The sequence below is a fragment of the Klebsiella sp. S69 genome, assembly GCF_016516145.1.
Classification (GTDB): domain Bacteria; phylum Pseudomonadota; class Gammaproteobacteria; order Enterobacterales; family Enterobacteriaceae; genus Klebsiella; species Klebsiella oxytoca.
Window position 1 is genome coordinate 139,489 of sequence record NZ_JACVUU010000014.1, and the last position, 25,807, is coordinate 165,295.

Consider the following 25,807-nt stretch of genomic DNA (forward strand, 5'->3'; position numbering starts at 1 on the left):
TCGCGGCTGGCATTTTAGCGTGCCAGTCCGTATAACTATCCCCCTGATTTTTGATCCTAAAGATGAATTAAACCGATGATGAATGATTCGCTCTGCCGCATTATTGCGGGTGAACTTCAGGCCAGGGCTGAACAGGTAGAAGCTGCCGTTCGCCTGCTTGATGAAGGGAATACCGTGCCGTTTATCGCACGCTATCGTAAAGAAGTCACCGGCGGTCTGGATGACACGCAGCTGCGTAATCTGGAAACCCGCCTGGGTTACCTGCGAGAACTCGAAGACCGTCGTCAGGCGATCCTGAAGTCCATCGGCGAGCAGGGCAAGCTGACCGAGGCGCTGGAAAAAGCCATCAACGGGACGCTGAGTAAGACCGAGCTCGAAGACCTCTATCTGCCGTACAAGCCGAAGCGCCGCACTCGCGGGCAGATCGCCATTGAGGCCGGGCTGGAGCCTCTGGCCGAGCTGCTGTGGAACGAGCCCTCTCATGACCCGGAAACCGAAGCTGCCAAATATATCGACGCTGATAAAGGCATCGCGGACAGCAAAGCTGCCCTCGATGGCGCGCGCTATATTCTGATGGAGCGCTTTGCTGAAGATGCGGGCCTGCTGGCGAAAGTGCGCGACTATCTGTGGAAAAACGCCCATCTGGTGGCCACCGTCGTTAGCGGCAAAGAAGAGGAAGGTGCGAAATTCCGCGACTACTTCGATCACCATGAACCGATCTCCACCGTGCCGTCGCACCGCGCGCTGGCGATGTTCCGCGGCCGTAACGAAGGCGTGCTGCAGCTCTCTTTGAACGCTGACCCGCTGTTCGATGAGCCGCCGAAAGAGAGCCACGGCGAGCAGATTATTATCAACCATCTCGGCCTGCGCCTGAATAACGCTCCGGCAGACGGCTGGCGTAAGGGCGTGGTGAGCTGGACGTGGCGTATCAAGGTGTTGATGCACCTGGAAACCGAGCTGATGGGCACCGTGCGCGAACGCGCGGAAGACGAAGCCATTAACGTCTTTGCCCGCAACCTGCACGACCTGCTGATGGCCGCGCCGGCCGGACTACGCGCCACCATGGGGCTCGATCCTGGCCTGCGCACCGGCGTAAAAGTCGCCGTCGTTGACGGCACCGGCAAACTGGTGGCTACCGATACCATCTACCCGCATACCGGACAGGCCGCCAAAGCGGCGGTAGCGGTTGCCGCACTGTGCGAAAAGTACAACGTTGAGCTGGTAGCGATAGGCAACGGTACCGCCTCGCGTGAAACCGAGCGCTTCTTCCTCGACGTCCAGAAGCAGTTCCCGAAAGTGACCGCACAGAAGGTCATCGTCAGCGAAGCGGGCGCATCCGTGTATTCCGCCTCCGAGCTGGCGGCGCAGGAGTTCCCGGACCTCGACGCTTCCCTGCGCGGCGCGGTCTCTATCGCCCGCCGGCTCCAGGACCCGTTGGCCGAACTGGTGAAGATCGACCCGAAATCCATCGGCGTCGGCCAGTATCAGCATGACGTCAGCCAGACCCAGCTGGCGCGTAAGCTGGACGCGGTGGTGGAAGACTGCGTGAACGCCGTTGGCGTCGATCTGAATACCGCATCCGTTCCGCTGCTCACCCGCGTTGCCGGCCTGACCCGCATGATGGCGCAGAATATCGTCTCCTGGCGCGATGAGAACGGTCAGTTCCAGAACCGCCAGCAGCTTCTGAAGGTTAGCCGTCTGGGGCCGAAGGCCTTTGAACAGTGCGCGGGCTTCCTGCGTATCAACCATGGCGATAACCCGCTGGATGCCTCAACCGTGCACCCGGAAGCGTACCCGGTGGTGGAGCGCATTCTGGCGGCGACTCAGCAGGCGCTGAAAGATTTGATGGGCAACAGCAGCGAGCTACGTCATCTGAAAGCCGTTGATTTTACTGATGAGAAATTCGGCGTGCCGACGGTCACCGACATCATCAAAGAGCTGGAAAAACCGGGCCGCGACCCGCGCCCGGAGTTTAAAACCGCCCAGTTTGCCGATGGCGTAGAAACGATGAACGACCTGCTGCCGGGGATGATCCTCGAAGGCGCGGTGACCAACGTCACCAACTTCGGCGCGTTTGTTGATATCGGCGTTCACCAGGACGGCCTGGTGCATATCTCCTCCCTTTCGAACAAGTTCGTTGAAGACCCGCATACGGTGGTGAAAGCGGGGGATATCGTGAAGGTCAAAGTGATGGAAGTTGATCTGCCGCGCAAGCGTATCGCGCTGACGATGCGTCTGGACGAACAGCCCGGCGACAGCAACGCGCGCCGCGGCGGTGGGAACGATCGCCCCCAGGGCAACCGCCCGGCGGCGAAGGCTGCTAAACCTCGCGGTCGTGAGACGCAGCCTGCGGGCAACAGCGCGATGATGGACGCGCTGGCGGCGGCGATGGGTAAAAAACGCTAAACTCTCCGGCCCCTTTTGTCGAGGGGCCGCATTTCTTCCGGCATTCGCCATATTGTGCAAACAAGCATCAGTATTTTCTTATAACGTCGTAATAAGCGCGAAATGCGGACGGTGAGATTATTATTTTCATTTCGTTAACTATCGAAACCTTAATTAAACATTTGGTCATTAAGAATTATTATTATTTCGACGCGTGTTACAAAATAGAGTTTGCTCAATATCAACAAAAGCTCAATCTCCTGTTTAAAAAAACAATCGACCGCATTATATGTATTGATGATAAAAACTATTCTCATTATCATTATTTGCATTGAATATTTTTTATTCTTCGTTGGCTACGGTCCCTTGCGCCGCATCTTAGGCGCGTACGGAAAACTCTTTTTCAGTTGGCGATACACAAGTAGGTCCTATGCAATTCACACCTGATAGTGCGTGGAAAATCATTGGTTTCTCCCGCGATATTAGTCCGGCGTATCGGCAGAAACTGCTGTCCCTCGGAATGCTGCCGGGTTCATCTTTTAATGTGGTTCGCGTGGCGCCGCTCGGCGACCCTATCCATATTGAAACCCGACGCGTGAGCCTGGTATTACGTAAAAAGGATCTTGCGTTAATTGAGCTGGAAGCGGTTGCACAATAATGCCTGACCGGCACTAAGAGCATGAATATGAAAAAATTAACCCTTGGTTTAATTGGTAATCCTAATTCCGGTAAGACTACCCTGTTTAACCAGCTCACCGGTGCGCGCCAGCGCGTTGGTAACTGGGCGGGGGTGACCGTTGAGCGTAAAGAGGGAGGCTTCAACACCACCGATCATCAGGTCACGCTGGTGGATCTTCCGGGCACCTATTCGCTAACCACTATCTCCTCGCAAACCTCGCTGGATGAGCAGATTGCCTGCCACTATATTCTCAGCGGCGACGCCGACATGCTGATTAACGTGGTCGATGCGTCCAATCTGGAACGTAACCTCTATCTGACGCTGCAGCTGCTGGAGCTGGGCATCCCCTGCGTCGTCGCGCTGAACATGCTCGATATCGCGGAAAAACAGAACATCCGTATCGATGTCGACGCGCTGGCCGCCCGCCTCGGGTGCCCGGTTATTCCGCTGGTTTCCACCCGCGGACGCGGTATTGAAGCCCTGAAAATGGCGATCGATCGTCATCAGCAAAATCAGCCTGTAGAACTGGTGCACTATCCGCAGCCGCTGCTGCGCGAAGCGGACAAGCTGGCGCAGGTGATGTCCGGGGAGATTCCGCAGCGCCAGCGTCGGTGGCTGGGCTTACAGATGCTTGAAGGCGATATTTACAGCCGCGCCTACGCCGGTGATGCCGCCCATAAGCTGGACGTGGCCCTGGCGCACCTGAGCGAAGAACTGGATGATCCCGCGCTGCATATCGCCGATGCCCGTTACCAAAGCATCGCTGCTATTTGCGATGCGGTCAGTAACACGCTTACCGCCGAGCCCAGCCGCTTTACCGCAGCGATGGATAAAGTCATCCTCAACCGTTTTCTCGGACTGCCGGTCTTCCTGTTCGTTATGTATCTGATGTTCTTACTGGCGATCAATATCGGCGGCGCGTTGCAGCCCATTTTCGATGCCGGTTCCGTGGCGATCTTTATCCACGGCATTCAGTGGATTGGCTATACCCTGCATTTCCCGGACTGGCTGACCGTTTTCCTCGCCCAGGGGATTGGTGGGGGGATCAATACCGTGCTGCCGCTGGTGCCGCAAATCGGCATGATGTATCTGTTCCTCTCCTTCCTTGAAGATTCCGGCTATATGGCGCGGGCGGCGTTTGTGATGGACCGCCTGATGCAGGCGCTGGGGTTGCCGGGGAAATCCTTCGTGCCGTTAATCGTGGGTTTTGGCTGTAACGTCCCTTCGGTGATGGGCGCGCGTACGCTTGATGCGCCGCGTGAGCGTCTGATGACCATTATGATGGCGCCGTTTATGTCCTGCGGCGCGCGGCTGGCGATTTTTGCCGTCTTTGCCGCCGCCTTTTTCGGCCAGAATGGCGCGCTGGCGGTCTTCTCGCTGTACGTGCTGGGTATCGTGATGGCGATTGCCACCGGTCTTATGCTGAAGCATACCATTATGCGCGGCGAAGCTTCGCCGTTCGTCATGGAGCTGCCGGTGTACCACGTTCCGCACGTGAAGAGCCTGATTATTCAGACCTGGCAGCGCCTGAAAGGCTTCGTGCTGCGCGCGGGTAAAGTGATCGTTATCGTCAGTATCTTCCTCAGCGCGCTGAACAGCTTCTCGCTGAGCGGTAAGATCGTCGATAACATCAACGACTCGGCGCTGGCGTCGGTCAGCCGGGTGATTACCCCGGTGTTTAAACCGATTGGCGTACATGAGGATAACTGGCAGGCGACCGTCGGACTGTTCACCGGCGCGATGGCCAAGGAAGTCGTGGTAGGGACGCTGAACACCCTCTACACCGCCGAAGATATCCAGAACGAAGAGTTCAGTCCGCAGACGTTTAGCCTCGGCGATGAGCTGCTGGCTGCCGTGGACGAGACCTGGCAGAGCCTGAAAGATACGTTCAGCCTGAGCGTGCTGGCCAACCCCATCGAAGCCAGTAAAGGCGACGGCGAAATGGAAACCGGTGCGATGGGCGTGATGGGCAGCAAATTCGGCAGCGCTGCGGCGGCGTATAGCTACCTGATTTTCGTCCTGCTCTATATTCCCTGCATCTCGGTTATGGGGGCAATTGCCCGCGAGTCGAGCCGCGGCTGGATGATGTTCTCCGTCCTGTGGGGGCTGAATATCGCTTATTCGCTCTCTACGCTGTACTACCAGACCGTCAGCTTTAGCCAGCATCCGCGCTACAGCCTGGTATGCATTCTGGCGGTGGTGCTGTTCAATATCGTGGTCTTTGGCCTGCTGCGCAGAGCGCGTAGCCGGGTGGACGTTTCGCTGCTGGCGACGCGCAAAACGCCGTCTTCCTGCTGCCAGAGTCCTGCTGGCGATTGCCACTAAGGAGCGATGATGGCGTCGTTAATTGAAGTTCGCGATATGCTCGCCCTGCAGGGGAGGATGGAAGCAAAGCAGATCAGCGCCCGCCTGCGTGCGCCGCAGCCGTTAATCGACGCCATGCTGGGCCGCCTGGAAGCAATGGGTAAAGCGGTGAAAACCACCGAAGATGCCGATGGCTGCCTCTCCGGCAGCTGTAAAAGCTGCCCGGAAGGCAAGGCCTGCCTGCGGGAGTGGTGGTCGCTGCGCTGAGGTGTTTTCCGGTGCTTTTCCCGGAGGCGATGCTGCGCATCTGTCCGGGCTACGAATTTGTGCGGTTTTGGGTTTGGTAGCCCGGACAGGCGCAACGCGCCGCCTCCGGGGAAGCCTCTGCGCCCTCGGGTGCAAGCGGGTCGTGAGACCCGCTTTCTGGCTTACTTGTAGACGTCCGCGTTAGCGTGAACCGTTTTTTCGTTCTTCTCGCCGGCAATTACCACGAAATAAGTGCCGCCCAGCTCATCCGCTTTTTTCGACAGATCGCGCTTTGCATCCATCGGAGAGGTTGTTCTTGAGGTCGTAATGGAACCGATTTTAGTCAGGTTCATCTTAGCCACTTCGTCTTTTTGGATCTCCTTGGCGGCGAACGCGCCAAAGGACAGGGAGCCAATCACCAGAGATGCAACAATTCCTGTAACAAGTTTCATAGCCTCTACTCTCCATTAGGTTGTTTTTTTAGGTCGCGGGTCCGGCGTGAAATAGTCAACCTCCGCAACAACCTAAGTATTGCTGCACCCTGCGTTTTTACCACGTCCCGCTAAAAATATTTACTGACCTCACGCTTCAGTTCGACCAGTTGAGCGCAAAACGCCTGCGGATGCGAAATGAACGGCGCATGGGCGGCTTTATCAAAGACGAACGACGTGCTGCCGGGCCACATGGCGTCGAGAATCGGGACGATTTTACGCGGCACCAGGCCATCCAGCCGACCGTACAGGCGCAAAAACGGCATTTTGAGGGTAGATAACGGCTGGCGTAAGTCGGCGGTTTTGAGGATCTCCAGCCCGCCGTTTAAGACTTCCGATGATGGCATCGGTAGCGACAGCACCGCGCTTTTCAGCATTCTCGCATCCTGGCGTGCGCTCTCGGTACCCATGGTTTGCAGCGCCAGAAAGCGTTCGACGGTGCGTTGAAAATCTTCGCTCAGCTGCTGCTGGAATCCGCTCAGCACTTCGGGCTTGATGCCAGGCCAGCTGTCGTGAGCGCTAAAACAGGGGGAAGAAGCCACGGTAACCAGCGCCTGCACGCGATCGGGATGGGATAATGCTACCTGACTTGCTACCAGCCCGCCGAGGCTCCAGCCTAGCCAGATAGCGCGCACCGGCGCTTTCTCCAGCACCCGCTGCGCCATCTCTTCCAGCGACAGAGCGCCAAAGCCGCCGCTGCGGCCGTAGCCAGGAAGATCGACGAGGTGCAGCGTAAAATGCGAGCGCAGCTGCGGCGTGATGCAATCCCACACCTGGGCATTCAGACCCCATCCGTGCAGCAGCACAAGATGACAATTTCCTTCGCCCATGGTCTGCCACTCGATCGCGTTCATCAGTTACTGTTCTCTTTCCACCAATATGAGGGGAAATATGCTAACAGCACACAGCTTATGCTGGCTATGCCAAATGCCGCTGGCCATCGCCCGCTGGGGGATCTGTTCGCGATGCGCGTCGGCGCTGCTGGCCTGCGAACCGCTATGCCCTCAGTGCGGACTGCCGGCCCAGTCAAACACGCTGCCCTGCGGACGCTGCCTGCAAAAACCGCCGCCGTGGCAGCGGCTGGTGACGGTCAATGACTATCGACCGCCGCTGAGCGGCCTGATTCACCAGCTGAAATTCAATAAGCGGCCCGAGCTGGCGCCCGCTCTGGCGCGTCTACTGCTGCTGCGCATACGTCACAGCCCGGATCTACCTCATCCGGACCGGATAATTAGCGTGCCGCTCTGGCAGCGCCGCCAGTGGAGGAGAGGGTTTAATCAGAGCGACCTGCTGTGCCGACCGCTATCCCGCTGGCTGGGCTGCGCCTGGCGTAGCGATGCGCTGACCCGCAGACGCCGCACCGCCACTCAGCATCAGCTCAGCGCCAGATTGCGCAAACAGAACCTGAAAAACGCCTTCCAGCTTGAATTGTCGCTACAGGGGCACCATATCGCCATTGTGGATGATGTCGTCACAACCGGAAGCACCGTCGCTGAGATATCCCGCCTGCTTTTGCGAAACGGCGCCGCGACGGTTCAGGTATGGTGTATATGCCGTACCTTGTAGACCCCTGCTGATGGGCGTATAATAACCCAGTAAAATAGTCAACTATTAGGCCAACGCTATGATCCGTATTTCCGATGCTGCACAAGCGCACTTTGCCAAACTGCTGGCAAATCAGGAAGAAGGGACACAAATTCGCGTATTTGTGATCAATCCCGGCACCCCTAACGCCGAGTGCGGCGTGTCCTACTGCCCACCGGATGCGGTGGAAGATTCCGATACTGCGCTGAAATTTGAGCAGCTCACCGCCTACGTCGATGAGCTTAGCGCGCCGTACCTGGAAGACGCTGAAATCGATTTTGTTACTGACCAGCTGGGCTCCCAGCTGACGCTGAAAGCGCCCAACGCCAAAATGCGCAAAGTTTCTGACGATGCCCCGCTGATGGAGCGCGTCGAGTATCTGCTGCAGTCGCAGATTAACCCGCAGCTGGCCGGCCACGGCGGGCGCGTCACGCTGATGGAAATCACCGATGATGGCCTGGCGATTCTGCAGTTTGGCGGCGGCTGTAACGGCTGTTCGATGGTCGACGTAACGCTGAAAGAAGGGATCGAGAAACAGATGTTGAACGAATTCCCGGAACTGAAAGGCGTACGCGATCTCACCGAGCATCAGCGCGGCGAGCACTCTTACTACTGATTCCCCGCCCGGCAGCTTTCCGCTGCCGGGCAACTCTCTTCATGTTACCGCGCAACATTCCCCGCTAAGCGACCCGCCAGAAACCCGGGAAAGAGTATGACTTAAGTCTCATATTTGAAATTTTCACCGCCCAGGTGATTCTCAAACTCGTTATGTTACCCGTATCATTCGCATCAGGCGCCACAGATAAAAAAATAGCCAGCTATCCTTTCTCTGGGTAAGGATAAAGCCAGCTTCTACGGCGTCAGACATTTTTTGTTCCGGTCGGGACGGATGAAGTCAATGTTGAAACTATGACGTTACCCATAACAAATTAAGGCCAGGTAAATCATGCCATTAGTCATCGTTGCTATCGGGGTTGCCCTGTTATTGTTGCTGATGATCCGTTTCAAGCTTAACGGGTTTATCGCTCTGGTTCTGGTGGCGCTTGCCGTCGGGCTCATGCAGGGTATGCCGCTGGATAAAGTTATCGTATCCATCAAAAATGGCGTTGGGGGAACCCTCGGCAGCCTCGCGCTGATCATGGGCTTCGGCGCGATGCTCGGAAAAATGCTGGCGGACTGCGGCGGTGCGCAGCGTATCGCCACCACGCTGATTGCCAAATTTGGTAAAAAACATATTCAATGGGCGGTCGTGCTGACCGGCTTTACCGTCGGCTTTGCGCTGTTCTATGAAGTCGGCTTTGTACTGATGCTGCCGCTGGTCTTTACCATCGCAGCATCCGCCGGTATTCCGCTGCTCTATATTGGCGTACCGATGGCGGCTGCGCTCTCGGTCACGCACGGATTCCTGCCTCCGCATCCGGGCCCGACCGCGATTGCTACTATTTTCCATGCCGACATGGGTAAGACCCTGCTGTTCGGTACGATTCTGGCGATTCCGACGGTTATTCTTGCGGGGCCGGTTTACGCGCGTTTCCTGAAAGGCATCGATAAGCCGATTCCGGAAGGCCTGCACAACCCGAAGACGTTCACTGAAGAAGAGATGCCGGGTTTTGGCGTCAGCGTCTGGACTTCTCTGGTGCCGGTGATTCTGATGGCCATGCGCGCTGTCGCCGAAATGGTGCTGCCGAAAGGCCACGCTTTCCTGCCGATTGCGGAATTCTTTGGCGACCCGGTGATGGCAACGCTGATCGCAGTGCTGATCGCCATGTTCACTTTCGGCCTCAATCGCGGTCGTTCCATGGAGCAGATTAACGATACGCTGACCTCCTCGATCAAAATTATCGCCATGATGCTGCTGATCATCGGCGGCGGCGGCGCCTTCAAGCAGGTGCTGGTCGATAGCGGCATGGATAAGTACATTGCGTCTATCATGCACGAATCCAATATGTCTCCGCTGTTTATGGCCTGGTCTATTGCTGCGGTACTGCGTATCGCGCTGGGTTCCGCCACCGTTGCGGCCATTACCGCGGGCGGTATCGCCGCGCCGCTGATCGCCACCACCGGCGTGAGCCCGGAACTGATGGTTATCGCCGTTGGCTCTGGTAGCGTTATCTTCTCTCACGTTAACGATCCGGGTTTCTGGTTGTTTAAGGAATATTTCAACCTGACCATTGGCGAGACTATCAAGTCATGGTCGATGCTGGAAACCATCATCTCAGTGTGCGGTTTGATTGGCTGCCTGCTGTTGGGGATGGTGGTATAAGCTGGTCGTCGGCCTGAAACGAGCCGGGTCGCCGTGATGCGAACCCGGCTTTTTTTATGCGCAATGGCTACCACGGCCAGACTTATCGCAGTAATACCCGCCTGCGCGCGGCGCCTGACATTGAAATTCAGCAAACTATCCCCCATTCTAGATCTCATGCTATAGCGCCGGACGCGCGCTTCATTCACCCAATTCAACAGGACTGCGCATATGACCAATCCATTACTGACGCCTTTTTCGCTCCCGCCCTTTTCTGCAATCAAACCCGAGCACGTGGTCCCCGCGGTCACCAAAGCGCTGGATGATTGCCGGGCGGCGGTCGAACGCGCGGTGGCGCAAGGGGCGCCGTATACCTGGGAAAACCTTTGCCAGCCGCTGGCGGAAGTGGACGACGTGCTGGGGCGTATTTTTTCCCCGGTCAGCCACCTGAACTCGGTTAAAAACAGCCCTGAGCTGCGTGAAGCCTACGAACAAACTCTGCCGCTGCTCTCCGAATACAGCACCTGGGTTGGGCAACATGAAGGTCTGTACAAAGCGTACCGCGACCTGCGCGACGGCGACCATTACGCCACCCTGAATACCGCGCAGAAAAAAGCGGTGGATAACGCGCTACGTGATTTTGAACTCTCCGGTATTGGCCTGGCCAAAGAGCAGCAGAAACGCTACGGCGAAATCGCCGCACGCCTGTCTGAACTGGGCAATCAGTACAGTAACAATGTCCTCGATGCCACCATGGGCTGGACGAAGCTGATCGCCGATGAATCCGAGCTCTCCGGGATGCCGGAAAGCGCACTTGCTGCGGCGAAAGCTCAGGCTGAAGCCAAAGAGCAGGAAGGGTATCTGTTGACCCTGGATATCCCGAGCTATCTGCCGGTAATGACCTACTGCGATAACCAGGCGCTGCGTGAAGAGCTGTATCGCGCCTATTCCACCCGCGCTTCTGACCAGGGGCCGAATGCCGGTAAGTGGGATAACAGTCCGGTAATGGCGGAAATCCTCGCCCTGCGCCACGAGCTGGCTCAGCTGTTGGGCTTCGACAGCTATGCCGATAAGTCGCTGGCGACCAAAATGGCGGAGAATCCGCAGCAGGTGCTCGACTTTCTGAGCGACCTGGCTAAACGCGCCCGTCCGCAGGGTGAGAAAGAACTGGCTCAGCTGCGCGCCTTCGCCAAAGCCGAATTCGGCGTGGATGAACTGCAGCCGTGGGATATCGCTTACTACAGCGAAAAACAGAAGCAGCATCTTTACAGCATCAGCGATGAACAGCTGCGCCCGTACTTTCCGGAAAACAAAGCGGTTAACGGCCTGTTTGAAGTCGTTAAGCGTATTTACGGCATTACCGCGAAAGAGCGTACTGACGTCGACGTCTGGCATCCGGAAGTGCGCTTCTTTGAACTGTACGACGAAAATAACGAGCTGCGCGGCAGCTTCTACCTCGACCTTTACGCCCGCGAACATAAACGCGGCGGGGCGTGGATGGATGATTGCGTTGGCCAGATGCGCAAGCTTGACGGCACGCTACAAAAGCCAGTTGCCTATCTGACCTGTAACTTTAACCGTCCCGTCAGCGGCAAACCGGCGCTGTTTACCCACGATGAAGTGATCACGCTGTTCCACGAGTTTGGCCACGGTCTGCACCATATGCTGACCCGCATCGATACCGCCGGCGTTTCCGGTATCAGCGGGGTACCGTGGGATGCAGTCGAACTGCCGAGCCAGTTTATGGAAAACTGGTGCTGGGAGCCGGAAGCGCTGGCGTTTATCTCCGGCCACTACGAAACTGGCGAGCCGCTGCCGCAGGAGCTGCTGGAGAAAATGCTGGCCGCGAAGAACTATCAGGCGGCGATGTTTATTCTGCGTCAGCTGGAGTTCGGCCTGTTCGACTTCCGCCTGCATGCGGAATTTAGCCCGCAGCAGGGGGCGAAAATCCTCGAAACGCTGGCGGAAATCAAGCAGCAGGTCGCGTTGATTCCCGGGCCGTCCTGGGGCCGCTTCCCGCATGCCTTTAGCCACATTTTTGCCGGTGGATACGCGGCGGGCTACTACAGCTACCTGTGGGCCGATGTGCTGGCGGCGGATGCTTTCTCGCGCTTCGAAGAGGAGGGGATCTTCAATCGCGAAACCGGCCAGTCGTTCCTCGACAACATTCTTAGCCGCGGCGGTTCGGAAGAGCCAATGGTCCTGTTCAAACGCTTCCGCGGTCGCGAGCCGCAGTTGGACGCGATGCTTGAGCATTACGGTATTAAGAGTTAATCCTGTTGTGAAAATTTGTTTAATTGATGAAACGGGCGCCGGAGACGGCGCCTTATCTGTTCTTGTCGACCGCTGGGGGCTGGAGCAGGACGATGACAACCCGATGGCGCTGGTGATGACGCCGGAGCATCTTGAGCTGCGTAAGCGCGATGAACCGAAGCTCGGCGGCATTTTCGTGGATTTTGTCGGCGGGGCGATGGCTCACCGGCGCAGGTTCGGCGGCGGCCGCGGCGAGGCGGTGGCGAAAGCGGTGGGAATCAAAGGCGACTATCTGCCGGATGTCGTCGATGCGACCGCCGGTCTGGGGCGGGATGCCTTTGTGCTGGCGTCAGTCGGCTGTCGTGTACGGATGCTGGAGCGTAATCCGGTGGTTGCCGCGCTGCTCGACGATGGCCTGGCGCGTGGCTACGCCGACGCTGAAATCGGCTCGTGGTTGCAGGAGCGCCTGCAGCTGATTCACGCCTCCAGCCTGACGGCGCTGACCGATATTACCCCGCGTCCGCAGGTGGTCTATCTCGACCCGATGTTTCCGCATAAGCAAAAAAGCGCGCTGGTGAAGAAAGAGATGCGGGTATTTCAGTCGCTGGTGGGGCCGGATTTAGACGCCGACGGTCTGCTGGCGCCGGCGCGTCAGCTGGCGACCAGGCGGGTGGTGGTTAAGCGCCCGGACTACGCGCCGCCGCTGGCGAATGTTGCGACCCCTAACGCGGTGGTGACCAAAGGCCATCGCTTTGATATCTATGCCGGAACGGCGGTTGAGCCGCAGGGGTAAACAAGCTGCATCAGGGCTATTTCCCCGGGGGCGGCGCGATACGCCTTGCCCGGGCTACAGGTTCACCGCCGTCTGCAACCTGGTAGCCCGGACAGATGCGCAGCATCGCCTCCGGAAAATTCTGCCACTCTGCGCTCTGCTCCCAGGGGCGGCGCGATGCGCCTTGTCCGGGCTACAGGTTCACCGCCGTCTGCGGGTCTGGTAGCCCGGACAGATGCGCAGTATCGCCTCCGGGAAATTCTGCCACTCTGCGCTCTGCTCCCGGGGCGGCGCGATGCGCCTTGCCCGGGCTACGGGTTCACCGCCGTCTGCGGGTCTGGTAGCCCGGACAGATGCGCAGTTCTGTAGCCCGGATAAGGCGTTAGCCGCAATCCGGGAAACCTCGTCGACCGCACCGTTTTTACGCGCTCTTTGTATTAATCATCCTGTTCAACCACGGCACCATGATCGCCATGACCACCGTGACGCCCAGGGTCACCAGGCCAATTTTACTGAATACGTTGGTGTATATCGGCAGCGTTTGTAGCGGGTCGGTAATGTTGTCCGGTACGGCGGTGAAGGTTGCGACGTAGCCGCCCAGCAGAAACGCGGCGGCCTGCGTCAGGAACCACATCCCCAGAATAAAGCCCATCAGATGCTGCGGTACCAGCGCGGCAACCATCGCCAGCCCCAGGGCGCTAATCAGCAGTTCTCCCAGACTCTGAAACAGATAGACCAGCACGATAAACCACGGCGAGGTCAATCCCTGGGCATCGGCAAACCACATTCCCGCCGCTGCGGCAGTTAAAAAGCCCAGCGCGCACAGGAACATGCCGAGGGTGAACTTCATCGGCATGCTCAGGTCTTTGCCTTTATTGCCCAAACGTGTGTAGATCGCGGCGAGGATCGGGCTGGCCACCACCACCCAGAACGGATTTAGCGCCTGAAAGCTCACTGGGTTAATCGCGAAACCGAGTATTTCATGGTGGACGTTGTTGATGGCAAAGAAGTTGAGTGAGGTCGGCATCTGCGCGTACAGAATATAAAACAGCACCGCTTCCAGCATCAGGATAAAGGCGACGAACATTTTATTGCGCCCGGTTTTATCCAGCCTGAAGGCTTCGCGGAAGAAGAAAATCGTCACCACCACTGAGAGGATAATTAGCACCAGATTGGCGATTTTTACATTATGCATCAGCCAGGCGCAGACAAAAATCATCACCACCGTTCCTGCCAGCACGTACAGTAAATTGCGCAGACTCAACGGCTTGTGGTCCGGCTCAGAGCCGATATCTTTCACCATACCCCGACAGGCGAAGTAAACCAGCAGGGCGACAATCAGGCCGGCGCCGCACAGGTTGTAGGTCACCGCGTAGCCGAATTTATCGGCAATCACCGGCGCCAGCGACAGCGACAGCAGCGAACCGATGTTAATCGACATATAGAACAGCGTGAAGGCGCCGTCGAGGCGGGCATCTTTTGGCGGATAGCACTTGGAGAGCAGGCTCGCCGGGTTGGCTTTAAATAGCCCGTTTCCCACCGCAATGGTTCCCAGCGCGATAAAAATGAGATTGGGTTTGAGCAGCGACAGGCCGGTCATAAAGTAGCCCGCGGCGAGGACAATCGCGCCCAGCACCAGCGTACGTTTGGTGCCGAGCAGATGATCGCCGACATAGCCGCCGATGGAGATCAGGCCATATACCAGCGCCGCAAACGCGCCAAAGGTTATAAACGCCTGTTCCTGCGAGAAGCCGAGCTGTTTAACAAAGAAAACGGCCAGAATGCCCTGAACGCCGTAATAGCCAAATCGTTCCCATAGTTCCACAAAGAAGATCATGAAGAATGGGCGAGGTTGCTGCAGCAAGCCTGTGGGTGCGGTGGAGTTCATATTGCTTCGCCTTTTAGTCCTGTCCGAAAAAGTATGCACGCGTATGCCAAAACGCGCTTAAAAACCTTAATTTTGCGCAATGATATGATGTTTATACACTTTGGCGAATGATTATATGGATAAATGGCGATTTAGTTGGTTGATCAATCTGGCAATTTGCGGATTTTATGGATTTATATTCTTTTTTTCGGCGGGGAGTGAGAAATAAAAACGCCCGCATGGGCGGGCGTTGGTCATCAGCGAAATGAAATAACGTCCTGTTATTCCTCTTCTTCGTCGCGCAGCGGGACAATCAGCATATCGACGTGAACGGTGTTGATGAGTTGACGCGCGGAGGACATCAGCTTGCTCCAGAAGTCCTGATGGTGACCGCAAACCACGAGGTCCATATCATATTTTTTAATCGCATCGACCAGCACCTGGCCGAGATCGCCGCTACCGCTCAGGGTCTCAGTGATCGGATAGCCCGCATTCGTAGAGAGTTCGCTTAACGCGTGGTGAGTCTCTTCGGAGATGCGTTTCTGCATATCGCCCAGGTTAACATCAATAAGGCCGGTGTAGAGATCGGAGTAATTCACATCTACGTGGATCAGGGAAACTTTTGCATTGTAGGGACGGGCCATAGAAACGGCTTTTTCTACCAGTACTTTGCTTTCCGGGGACAGGTCTACTGCAATAAGAATATGTTTGTAAGCCATAGTGTTACTCCTTCCATAAGTTGTCGATGACCGTTGGACCTGACAGCCAGCGCTGCCGCTTCGCCCGCGTCCTGCGTGCCACATTCGCGGGGGGGTAGTCCTTAAGGACCTAATTGTAGAAGATATTTCTACCTTATAGCGCCCCTCGCGATCCGTCAATCTACCTTGTTCAGCAAATAGTTAAACAAATATATCCGACTTATGCATTGATAATGATTAACGTTGTGGTAAAAAAATTAACTGATCTCCTACACTATTTAATGAGCCGGTCGGATAAATAAACGTGATCGGAATCGCACTCTTTCACAGTACAGTCGGTTTGATATTGGGGAGCGGTAGTCCCGGAGGGAGCCTCCGAGGACGGGTCGCCGGGGAGGAGGTATGATCAGCACTGTTGCGCTGTTTTGGGCCCTGTGTATCGTATGTGTAGTGAATATGGCACGCTACTTCTCGTCGCTGCGTGCATTGCTTGTTGTGCTACGTGGTTGTGACCCTTTGCTCTATCAATATGTCGACGGCGGCGGTTTTTTTACGTCGCATGGACAGCCCAGCAAACAGATGCGCCTGGTGTGGTATATCTACGCTCAGCGCTACCGCGATCATCACGACGATGAGTTCATCCGCCGCTGCGAGCGGGTTCGTCGGCAGTTTATCCTTACCAGCGCCCTCTGCGGCCTGGTGATGGTGAGCATGATTGCCCTGGCTATCTGGCACTAGTGACACTGCGGGTAAAAAAAACGGGCCAGTTTCCTGACCCGTTTATCTGTCTTATTACCGAGACGGCTTAGATAATCTGCAGCGAGAGCCAGTACAGCGCGCCGGAGAGCAGAATCGCCGCGGGCAGGGTGAGTACCCATGCCATCAGAATACTGGTGACGGTCTTCTTCTGCAGACCTCCGCCATCGACGAGCATTGTCCCCGCAACCGAGGAGGAGAGCACGTGGGTGGTGGAAACCGGCATACCGGTATAGCTCGCCAGACCAATCGATACGGCTGCGGTCATCTGAGCTGACATACCCTGTGCGTAGGTCATCCCTTTCTTACCGATTTTCTCGCCAATGGTGGTCGCCACGCGACGCCAGCCGATCATGGTGCCGATACCCAGCGCCAGCGCAACCGCCATAATAATCCAGATGGGCGCGTATTCGATGGTGCTCAGCATATCGGTTTTCAGCTTTTTAAGCAGACGCTTATCGTCGGCACTGACTTCCGGCAGCTTCGCCACTTTATCGGTGGTATCGGAGATGCAGAGCATAATGCGGCGCAGATGGCTGCGTTGCTCAACGGAGAGCGTGTCGTAGCTTTCGGTTCCGGTCAGCATCGTCTTCACGCGGTCAAGCGCGTTGATGGTGTTTGCCGGGTGGCAGTGGAATTCGCCATTTGCGGCTGCCCCCGCGTCCGGAGACGGGATGAGCTGCTCAGCGCCGGTCGCTTTCTTCAACAGCTCAGGACGCTGCTGGAAGAAGGTTTCCACGTTGTTGACCGCATCGCGGGTACGGGTGATTTCGTAGCCGGAAGCGTTCATATTGACCACGAAGCCAGCCGGAGCTACGCCGATCAGAACCAGCATGACCAGGCCAATGCCTTTCTGACCATCGTTCGCGCCGTGGGAGAACGCAACGCCAATGGCGGAGAGAATCAGCGCAATACGCGTCCAGAACGGCGGCTTTTTCTTGCCGTCTTTCTTTTCACGCTCGGCTGGGGTCAGGTGGATACGGGCGCGTTTTTTGGTTCCGCTCCAGTAACGACGCAGGATGAAAATCAGGCCGCCCGCCACGACCAGGCCAACGATTGGCGAGATGATAAGCGAGCCAAAAATACCCATGACTTTCGGGATGTTCAGCGCGTCCACCACCGACGTACCGGTCATCAGCGCATTGGTTAAACCAATACCGATAATCGCGCCGATCAGGGTGTGCGAGCTGGAGGCCGGAAGGCCGAAGTACCAGGTGCCGAGGTTCCAGATAATTGCCGCCAGCAGCATGGAAAAGACCATGGCGAGGCCATGTGCTGAACCCATGTTAAGCAACAGGTCGGTCGGCAACATATGCACGATGGCATAGGCTACGCTGAGACCGCCCAACAGAACGCCGAAGAAGTTAAAAAGAGCCGCCATCGCCACAGCAAGCTGCGACCGCATTGCGCGTGTGTAGATCACAGTTGCAACAGCGTTTGCGGTATCATGAAAACCATTGATCGCTTCGTAAAAAAGCACGAAAGCCAGAGCAAGCAATAACAGTAGCCCGGTATGTAAATCCAGACCGGCAAATAAATGTAGCATAGGACGTTACGCCATTTTGAGGACATGAACGCGGCGCATTATCAGTGACTTTAGCGGCGCGGGCAAAGTGAAATATAGACTTTTTTTGATTTTCTTCCTGTTTAAGTTTTACCTTGTTGGGAGTATTCCTATATCTTTCAATGAGGTACGTAAATCTGTTTTTTTCATGCTGGTGCGACCAGAGTGAAAAATTTACAATTCCCGACAATCGGGATATGAGGAATGTTGTGTGGAAAGGTTTGATGCCATCGTAATCGGCGCCGGAGCGGCGGGAATGTTTTGTGCGGCGCAGGCAGGGCAGGCAGGCTGCCGGGTGCTGCTGCTCGATAATGGCAAAAAGCCCGGGCGCAAGATCCTGATGTCAGGCGGCGGACGCTGCAACTTTACTAACATGTATATCGAACCCGCGGCATATCTCAGCCAAAACCCGCATTTTTGCAAATCCGCGCTGGCGCGCTACACCCAGTGGGACTTTATCGATCTGGTTAGCAAACACGGTATTGCCTGGCATGAGAAAACCCTGGGCCAGCTTTTCTGCGATGATTCCGCCGAGCAAATCGTCAACATGCTGCTGGCGGAGTGTGAAAAGGGCGGCGTACAAATTCGCCTGCGTAGCGAAATTATCAGCGTTGAGCGGGATGATGAGGGCTACATGCTGCAGCTTAACGGCGAGACGGTGGCAGCGAACAGGCTGGTGGTGGCCTCCGGCGGGTTATCCATGCCCGGTCTGGGCGCTTCGCCGTTCGGCTATAAGCTTGCCGAGCAGTTTGGCCTGAAGGTACTGCCGACCCGCGCGGGCCTGGTGCCGTTTACCTTGCATAAGCCGCTGCTTGAGCAGCTGCAGGTGCTTTCCGGCGTCTCGGTGCCGTCAACCATCACGGCGGAAAACGGGACCGTCTTCCGGGAAAATCTGCTCTTTACCCACCGCGGGCTGTCCGGGCCGGCGGTACTGCAAATTTCCAGCTACTGGCAGCCGGGAGAATTCGTCAGCATCAATCTGCTGCCGGATTGCCATCTTGATGACTTCCTCAACGAACAGCGCGCGGCGCATCCTAATCAGAGCCTGAAAAACACGCTTGCGATGCAACTGCCGAAACGGTTGGTTGAGTGCCTGCAGCAGCTGGGCCAACTCCCGGATGTCACCCTGAAGCAGCTTAACGTCCGCGAGCAGCAGGCGCTGGTTGAGACGCTGACCGCATGGCGCGTCCAGCCGAATGGCACCGAAGGCTATCGTACGGCGGAAGTGACCCTCGGCGGCGTAGATACTAACGAACTCTCTTCGCGCACCATGGAGGCCCGTAAGGTGCCCGGGCTCTACTTTATCGGCGAAGTGATGGACGTTACCGGCTGGCTGGGAGGTTATAACTTCCAGTGGGCATGGGCGTCAGCCTGGGCATGCGCGCAGGCTTTAGCGGAACAGAAATAACCGCCTGCTCTGTATCAGCGGAGCAGGCTTCGACTTATCCGCTGATATTATGCTGCTTTAATTTGCGCCACAGGGTGGTGGGGCTAATGCCCAGCATGACCGATGCTCTGGTTCTGTCTCCGTCGGTTTTTTCTATTACGCTGGTAATCAGTTGTTTCTCTTGTTTCTTTAATAGATCGGTTTCATCGGATGAGACGCTCACCGCCGGGGAGTGAGCGAGTTGCTGATGGTCATCGGGTGTAATTTGACTAACCTGGAGTAAAATCTCCTTGTTCACCCTGTCTATATCGAGCAGCACAATGAGTCGGTAGATCACCGCCTGGAGTTCGCGAATATTGCCGGGCCAGCGATAGCAATGTAAAAAATCCACCGCGTCGGGGGTAAAGGTGATTTGCTTACCCTGCTGATGAAGCAAGTGCTGAATTAACAGCATAATATCGCCCGGTCGTTGGCGTAAGGCCGGTAGCGTCAACTCAAGGATATTGATTCTGTAGTACAGATCCTGCCGGAATTCACCGTTGGCGACGAGCTGGCGCAGATCCTTATTGCTGGCGGTGATCAGGCGAAAATCGGCGGTAATAAGCGTATCGCCGCCGAGACGAGAAAACTGCTTTTCCTGCAATACGCGCAGCAGCTTAACCTGTACCGATAGCGGCGCTTCGCTGATTTCATCGATAAACACCGTACCGTTCATCGCCATTTCAAACACCCCAGGTTTGCCGCCCTTCCGCGCGCTGGTAAACGCGCCGTCGGCATAGCCAAAGAGTTCACTTTCCAGAATGCTCTCGGGGATGGCCGCGCAGTTAATCGCGATAAAAGGACTATGGCCTCTGGCGCTATAGTGGTGAATACTTTGGGCGAAAAGTTCTTTGCCCGTGCCGGTATCACCTAAAATATGAATCGGCAGTTCGTGGCGGGCGCAAAGTTTGGCTTTTTTTATAACATCGAGGATGGCCGGCGACTGGCCAATAATATCGTCGAAAGACCAGGTTGTGGAAAAACCGCGCAGCTTACTTTTTTTGTTGACGCTGTTTTGCCAAAGCGTGCTCTCCTGGCTTAGCCCCGTAATAACGGCATAAGATATTTTTCGGTTAGAAAAGTGGCGCACGGAAATATGAATCATTACGCCGTTGATGTCTATAGCCTGCTCTTTGATGTCTAATTCATTAATAATACTGGCGTAGATCTCTTTAAACGCTTCTTTTTTGAATATTTTATCTCCGGCTTGACATTGGAATAATGCCACGCCGGTAGCGTTGATATTGATAATTTCACCAAGCTGATCGATGCACATAATACCTTCACGCGCCTGATTCAATGCTGAGTGGCTCATGATCAGTTTGCTGTTTTCACGATTAATGTATTTCAATAAACTGTGAGCTTCATTGATGGCCTGCTCAATGGAAATGTTATCAGTATCCCCCATAATAGCATTGAGGTGATATTTTTGAGCCATTTCAGCAACGGTCAGTCCGCCGATTACGGTATGGTAATTATTCTCCGAAAGATTTTTTATAACATTTTCAATATCGTGATGATTATAAACCTGACAAATTTTAAAATCTTCATTGGTCATGTTCTGGTAATGGCGTAAGGCGCTGCAAAACTGCGGGAAACCAACGGCGGCGATTTTTTGCGACTTACTATTCGCTTCTTGTAAGATGCGATAAACGCCATGAAAATCATGGGCGATTTCAATGACGGGGATAGTAATATTGCTACGCAGGAGTGCGGCGGTACCGCCTCGGCTAATAATTATCTTAGTGCCGGATTGAATCATCTCATGGGCTTTGTCGAGAACTTCTGAATAACGAAATTCATACACGGGGATGTCGAGTTTCCTTTCAATAAGGACATTCATGATTCGTTGGGTTATTGTCCTGGAAACTGAAAAGATAACAATTTCATTATTATTCATGCATTATTCTCGCAGACAGCAGGGTAGGCAAGCCTTAGTATATGATGAGCGCGAGGAGAATCAATGAGTGAAGTCATATTATACGCGATTCAGAATAAAAGCCTTACGCCGAGGTAGACGTAAGGCTTAATAATTAGCGATTAGAAGCGCAGGCGGCGGTAGACAATTTGACCATTACACAGGGTAGCGCAGTTATCAATGTAACGGTCGCCTTCAATTTTAACGCCCTGAGTATCTTCAAAAACAATCTTCTCTTTTTGCAGTTTAACAATCGAAATATCAGCAAACGCGCCGGGCGCCAGGGTACCAATTTGTCCCTGCATCTTCATCAGGCGGGCCGGCGTAGCGGTTACCGCGCGAACAATATCGAAGAAGGACATTCCCATGTTGAGATATTTCGACATGACGTGGAGCAGACTGTAGACCTTATCCGTCCGTAAGCTATTTCTTAAAGTGAGATCGGTACTAATGATATCAGGATAGAATCCTTGCGCCATGGCGGTTCTGGCAACGTGAAAATCAAAGTGGGCCACGCCGTTTGAACAGTCGAAGATAACGCCCCGGGACTGGGCCTCTTTTATCGCCGCATAGACCTCGCCTTGTTCATTGAGAATCGAGTGGCCGGTGCCGTGGAAACAGTGCGCGTAAATATCATCGGCATTAAAATAGCGGATCAGTTCATCGGCGCAGAGAAGAGAGTCCGTGACGTGAACGCAAATCGTGGTATCCAGTTTACGCGCCAGGGAGACGGTAGAGAGAAGAGGGTCGCTGGCGTACTGTTTCCCTTTAGCGATATCCTGGCTGTAGCGTAGTTTCAGGCCGAGAATATTGTCTCTGTTGCCATTCAGCGTTTGCGCTATCTTCTCCTCGTTGTAATTTGCCGGATTGGTATTTTCCAGATAACCGGTCGGCCCGCCTCCGAGGGTAGAAAGTCCGACGTTGACCACGTTCAGATAGCTTTTGATTTTCACCATGGCAGGATGAATCACGCTATTGCGAAAAAGCTGATAATTTACCCAGCCGCTGCTGCCGGCATCGACCATACTGGTGACCCCATTAGGCAAGCATACGATATCAGGGTTAACACTGATGGCGGTCCCGCCATGAAAAACATGGCCATGGAAGTCGATTAAGCCAGGCAGTACGATACAACCTGCGGCATCAATAACCGTTTCGGCCTGCAAATCATCAACGGCATTTAAGTCAACGATACGATCGCCGATGATGCCAATATTGCGATTAATATAATCGCGGCTATCAAGATCGGCGACCAGACCGTTTTTAATCAGAATATCCAGTTTCATTTTATGCTCCTGTTAAATGCCGATAAACTTCCAGTAGGGAATACCGATCAGGAAGAAGATTAATACGTTGACCACCACCATGATGGTGCCCAGCATCCAGAATGTTTTTTGCGGCACGTAGCCGCTGGAGAACGTAAATACGCCAGCGCCGTTGCCATAGTGCGTCAGCAATGCGCCATAGCCTGCGGAGAAGGCCAGAGAAAGCGCCACGTACATAGGATGCGCCTGAGTCGTCATTCCCAGGGTAAAAAGTACCGGGTAGAATGAGACCACGAACGCGCTATTAGAGACAAAGAAATAGCGGACAGCAAGGCTGATAAAGACCAGGACGGCAATCGCGCTGATTTCATTCAGGTGCGACAGGTCAAGATAGTTTTTGATAACGTCGACCAGGAAGACATAGAACCCGCCTTTTGATAGCGCAACCGCGCATCCATAAAACGCGCCGTACCAGACGAAGGTCTGCCAGGCCGATTTTTCGCTCACCACGTCGTTCCAGCTCAGGACGCCGAAAAGCAGCAGGCAGGCGAGGAAAGCCAGGCCGACGGGAATAAAGGCGATGCCGGTAATGGAGCCCGTCATCCAGCCGAGTACGCCCAGAATAAAGAATACGATCAACAGCTTCTCTTCGCGCTTTACCGGACCCAGTTCACGCAGGCCTTTTTCAGCAATTTCGTTCACGTTATCAATAACTTTGAGTTCCGGGGCGTAGATTTTATACAGAATCCATGGCGCGAGCAGCAGCACCAGTCCGGCGGGCACAATGGCGGCTTTAAACCAGGTCATCCATTCGAGATTCACCTTCATGATCTCGTTAGCCAGCGAGACGGTAATTGAGTTGGTCGCCATCCCCGTCAGAAACAGGCTGGAGGTTCCCATTGAGACGACGTACATCAGGATGGTCAGATAGGCGCCGATTTTCCGGCTACCGTCGTCGGGCTTCGAGCCCAGCGCTTCGGCGATGTTCCTGAAGATGGGATAGGTGATGCCTCCGGAACGGGACATATTTGAACCTGTTGCCGGGGCCAGTACGGTATCCGTCACCATCATCAGATAGCCCAGGGTGAGGGTATTTTTACCGTAGCGTTTTAGCAGCAGATAGGCGATACGTTTACCCAGACCGGTAATGACAAACGCTTTGCAAATAATAAAGGCGCTGATGATAAACCAGACCATCGGGCTACCAAAACCCGCAAACAGAGGAGCAGGGTCGAGAACCAGAGAGGCAAACCCGAGAATAATCAGCATAATGACCGCATCGGTAAACGGACGTAAAACCAGTCCGCACAGCATCGCCAGATAGATGCCAACCATATGCCAGGTCGGCGCGGCGACGCCTTCCGGGTGCGGTATTATCCAAAATAAAACGGGAAAAAAGATAATGGGCAAGAGTTTTAAATAAAGCATTTTTATTACCTTTGCTTTAAAGCCACGGCCCGTCAGGGCACCGCGGCCTGATATTATTTAATCAAATTAACGATACATGTCGTCGATAAACTCAACGCCTGTCTCATCCAGTGATTTTTTGACCCAAAGGCGATTCGCGGTGCCGTTTTTCGCGGCCTCTACTTTGCTTGCATCGAATTTTGCATAATCTTTGGCTTTATTCAGTACGGCTTCTGCGTCGCCGAGGGGGATAACAATGACGCCATCCGCATCGCCGACGATCAGGTCGCCCGGACAAACCGCGACGCCGCCAACGGCGATCGGCGTGTTCACCTCGCCGGGACCTTGTTTAAACGGGCCTGCGGGGTTGGAGCCGGTGGCGAACAGTGGAAAATCGAGAACCGACAGCGCATCGATGTCACGGATTGGCCCGTCCAGCACGATACCGGCGACTTTCTTCATGCAGTGGGCGTAGGCCACCATGATCTCGCCCATCAGCGCTCGCGAACGGTCGCCTTCGTTGGAGACCACAATCACATCGTTCTCACCCGCCATATCCAGCGCGGCGTGCAGCATCAGGTTATCGCCCGCACGAACTTTTACGGTGATGGCGAAGCCCGCCATAATCGGTTTTTTCGGCGAAGAAATCCGTTTAATCCCGTTACCCAGTACGGCAATACGATTCATGGTGTCAGCAATATTCGCCGCCGGGAGCTGTTCAAATTCTTTCAGAAGATCGACGCTGCAGGCCGGACGTTTTAAAAAAATACGGTTACCAATAGTCATGTTTTTCTCCTTAAAAACCCGGCACCGGCCAGGATGGTTTCTTACCGGATAAGACTTCATCAATGCCAATCGCGGAATGGAGCGAGGCTCTGTCGGTCGCTTCGATAGTGGCGGCGCCAATGTGCGGGGCAATCACGATATTGCTTAGCGAGAAAATCGGATCGTTGGCATCAAACGGCTCTTTCTTTAAGACGTCCACGCCCGCTCCGGCGATAGCGTGGGTGCTCAAGGCGTGATACAGCGCTTTTTCATCAACCAGCTTTCCGCGTGCGGTATTAATGAAGTAGGCGGTGGGCTTCATCATGGAAAACTGTTTCTCACCAACAAAATCGGTGGTTTCCGCGGTCGTCGGGCAGTGCAGAGAAACGAAGTCGCTCTCTTTGAAAATACGGTCAAAATCGTCGGTGAGTTCTACGCCTTCGGGGATCTGCTGCTGGGTTTTATACGGATCGTAGGCGATAACTTTCATATTAAAGCCATGCAGTGCTTTGATTGCCACGCGTGAACCGATATTTCCCACGCCAATCAGGCCCAGCGTTTTACCATCCAGCTCCACTTTTGGTGTGCGCAGTTTTGCCCAGTAATAATCTTCAAGCATCTTTTCCTGTACCAGCTTGAAATTACGCGAGCAGTGCAGCATATAAAATATGGCCAGTTCGGCAACGGACATGCTGTTAGCAATTGGCGCATTTAATACGACTACGCCGTGACGTTTCGCTGACTCCAGATCGACCGTATCGTAACCGGCACCGTGTCGTGCAACGACTTTCAGCTTTTTAGCCGCCTCAAATACGCGATCGGACATTTTTGAAAGGCGTACGATAATACCGTCGCAGTCCCCGATGTCGCGAATGATATCTTCTTCTTCCATCCCTGATCCGTTAATCAGCTGATAACCGCGACTTTCCAGGTATTCTCTCCCTTCAGCCATGATTTCCTGCGGGAGTAAAATTTTGTACGTCATTTAACTATCTCCAGTGTTGATTACGTGGAGGTAATTGCATGGCGTGTGCCATAAATTAATTCAGCAAGCATTTTTTCTTTAATTATTTGATAAGTATGTATATTTTGTTTTTTGGTTGGCTGAATTATAGTGATGTCGTTCACATCCGCAGACGCCGCCGCGAGACTGGATATTTAATAATGAAATGGCTGAAATGCATA

21 protein-coding genes are annotated in these 25,807 nt (G+C 54.7%); 11 read left to right on the forward strand and 10 right to left on the reverse strand.

Features of this window, described 5'->3' with window-relative positions; genetic code table 11:
• Positions 1–75 precede the first annotated feature (75 nt).
• The 4 genes from IAE27_RS15265 (at position 76) to feoC (ending at position 5,635) form a co-directional block, all read left to right on the forward strand.
• Complete coding sequence (locus IAE27_RS15265) at positions 76–2,406, forward strand: Tex family protein (protein ID WP_154022917.1); 2,331 nt, start codon at positions 76–78, stop codon at positions 2,404–2,406.
• A 409-nt stretch (positions 2,407–2,815) separates the two neighbouring features.
• Entirely contained in the window at positions 2,816–3,043 is a 228-nt protein-coding gene (gene feoA, locus IAE27_RS15270; RefSeq protein WP_004106673.1) for a ferrous iron transporter A, read from the forward strand.
• Positions 3,044–3,070: 27 nt separating this feature from the next.
• Entirely contained in the window at positions 3,071–5,389 is a 2,319-nt protein-coding gene (gene feoB / locus IAE27_RS15275) for a Fe(2+) transporter permease subunit FeoB (protein WP_108705058.1), read from the forward strand.
• 9 nt (positions 5,390–5,398) lie between these two features.
• Positions 5,399–5,635 carry a [Fe-S]-dependent transcriptional repressor FeoC gene (gene feoC / locus IAE27_RS15280; RefSeq protein WP_004106668.1) on the forward strand — a complete coding sequence of 79 codons (237 nt, stop codon included), beginning with the start codon at positions 5,399–5,401 and terminating at the stop codon, positions 5,633–5,635.
• Between the two features lie 161 nt (positions 5,636–5,796).
• Here feoC and IAE27_RS15285 read toward each other — a convergent pair whose 3' ends face one another.
• Both IAE27_RS15285 and bioH read right to left on the reverse strand, forming a co-directional pair.
• A complete protein-coding gene (locus IAE27_RS15285) occupies positions 5,797–6,066 on the reverse strand; it encodes a YdgH/BhsA/McbA-like domain containing protein (RefSeq protein WP_004106665.1) in 270 nt (89 codons plus the stop codon).
• A 110-nt stretch (positions 6,067–6,176) separates the two neighbouring features.
• On the reverse strand, positions 6,177–6,959 hold the full coding sequence (gene bioH / locus IAE27_RS15290; protein WP_070557358.1) for a pimeloyl-ACP methyl ester esterase BioH: 783 nt from the start codon (positions 6,957–6,959) through the stop codon (positions 6,177–6,179).
• A 37-nt stretch (positions 6,960–6,996) separates the two neighbouring features.
• On the opposite strand from bioH, the gene gntX reads away from it, so the two are divergent.
• The 5 genes from gntX to rsmJ all read left to right on the forward strand — a co-directional run bounded on the left by gntX (position 6,997) and on the right by rsmJ (position 12,977).
• Complete coding sequence (gene gntX, locus IAE27_RS15295; RefSeq protein ID WP_023321737.1) at positions 6,997–7,671, forward strand: DNA utilization protein GntX; 675 nt, start codon at positions 6,997–6,999, stop codon at positions 7,669–7,671.
• A 58-nt stretch (positions 7,672–7,729) separates the two neighbouring features.
• Positions 7,730–8,305 carry a Fe-S biogenesis protein NfuA gene (gene nfuA / locus IAE27_RS15300; RefSeq protein ID WP_004106660.1) on the forward strand — a complete coding sequence of 192 codons (576 nt, stop codon included), beginning with the start codon at positions 7,730–7,732 and terminating at the stop codon, positions 8,303–8,305.
• Positions 8,306–8,635: 330 nt separating this feature from the next.
• The gene (gntT, locus tag IAE27_RS15305; protein ID WP_004106658.1) at positions 8,636–9,952 is read left to right on the forward strand and encodes a gluconate transporter; all 1,317 of its coding nucleotides are present in this window, start codon (positions 8,636–8,638) and stop codon (positions 9,950–9,952) included.
• Between the two features lie 210 nt (positions 9,953–10,162).
• Entirely contained in the window at positions 10,163–12,205 is a 2,043-nt protein-coding gene (gene prlC, locus IAE27_RS15310; RefSeq protein WP_004106656.1) for an oligopeptidase A, read from the forward strand.
• A gap of 7 nt (positions 12,206–12,212) precedes the next feature.
• The gene (gene rsmJ / locus IAE27_RS15315) at positions 12,213–12,977 is read left to right on the forward strand and encodes a 16S rRNA (guanine(1516)-N(2))-methyltransferase RsmJ (protein WP_004116171.1); all 765 of its coding nucleotides are present in this window, start codon (positions 12,213–12,215) and stop codon (positions 12,975–12,977) included.
• A gap of 400 nt (positions 12,978–13,377) precedes the next feature.
• Here the strand turns inward: rsmJ and dtpB are convergent, their stop codons facing one another.
• The gene (dtpB, locus tag IAE27_RS15320; protein WP_004116169.1) at positions 13,378–14,844 is read right to left on the reverse strand and encodes a dipeptide/tripeptide permease DtpB; all 1,467 of its coding nucleotides are present in this window, start codon (positions 14,842–14,844) and stop codon (positions 13,378–13,380) included.
• 260 nt (positions 14,845–15,104) lie between these two features.
• Positions 15,105–15,542: a universal stress protein UspA gene (gene uspA / locus IAE27_RS15325; protein ID WP_004106650.1), complete on the reverse strand. Its 438-nt coding sequence runs from the start codon at positions 15,540–15,542 to the stop codon at positions 15,105–15,107.
• Positions 15,543–15,923: 381 nt separating this feature from the next.
• Here uspA and uspB point away from each other — a divergent pair, with 381 nt between their 5' ends.
• On the forward strand, positions 15,924–16,259 hold the full coding sequence (gene uspB, locus IAE27_RS15330) for a universal stress protein UspB (RefSeq protein ID WP_004106649.1): 336 nt from the start codon (positions 15,924–15,926) through the stop codon (positions 16,257–16,259).
• A 67-nt stretch (positions 16,260–16,326) separates the two neighbouring features.
• On the opposite strand, the gene pitA is transcribed toward uspB, so the two are convergent.
• The gene (pitA, locus tag IAE27_RS15335) at positions 16,327–17,823 is read right to left on the reverse strand and encodes an inorganic phosphate transporter PitA (protein ID WP_004106648.1); all 1,497 of its coding nucleotides are present in this window, start codon (positions 17,821–17,823) and stop codon (positions 16,327–16,329) included.
• 229 nt (positions 17,824–18,052) lie between these two features.
• Between pitA and IAE27_RS15340 the strand changes: the two genes are divergently transcribed.
• Positions 18,053–19,249, forward strand: coding sequence for an NAD(P)/FAD-dependent oxidoreductase (locus tag IAE27_RS15340; RefSeq protein ID WP_023321735.1), 1,197 nt, complete (start codon positions 18,053–18,055; stop codon positions 19,247–19,249).
• 34 nt (positions 19,250–19,283) lie between these two features.
• On the opposite strand, the gene IAE27_RS15345 is transcribed toward IAE27_RS15340, so the two are convergent.
• From IAE27_RS15345 to IAE27_RS15365, 5 genes are all read right to left on the reverse strand, one after another.
• Positions 19,284–21,167, reverse strand: a complete 1,884-nt coding sequence (locus tag IAE27_RS15345; RefSeq protein ID WP_154022837.1) for a sigma 54-interacting transcriptional regulator — start codon at positions 21,165–21,167, stop codon at positions 19,284–19,286.
• 140 nt (positions 21,168–21,307) lie between these two features.
• Complete coding sequence (locus IAE27_RS15350) at positions 21,308–22,471, reverse strand: metallo-dependent hydrolase (protein WP_017145285.1); 1,164 nt, start codon at positions 22,469–22,471, stop codon at positions 21,308–21,310.
• A 12-nt stretch (positions 22,472–22,483) separates the two neighbouring features.
• Positions 22,484–23,878, reverse strand: coding sequence for a DASS family sodium-coupled anion symporter (locus tag IAE27_RS15355; protein ID WP_004106639.1), 1,395 nt, complete (start codon positions 23,876–23,878; stop codon positions 22,484–22,486).
• Between the two features lie 66 nt (positions 23,879–23,944).
• On the reverse strand, positions 23,945–24,643 hold the full coding sequence (locus IAE27_RS15360; RefSeq protein ID WP_004106638.1) for an RraA family protein: 699 nt from the start codon (positions 24,641–24,643) through the stop codon (positions 23,945–23,947).
• A 10-nt stretch (positions 24,644–24,653) separates the two neighbouring features.
• On the reverse strand, positions 24,654–25,607 hold the full coding sequence (locus IAE27_RS15365; RefSeq protein ID WP_004106636.1) for a hydroxyacid dehydrogenase: 954 nt from the start codon (positions 25,605–25,607) through the stop codon (positions 24,654–24,656).
• Positions 25,608–25,807: the final 200 nt, after the last annotated feature.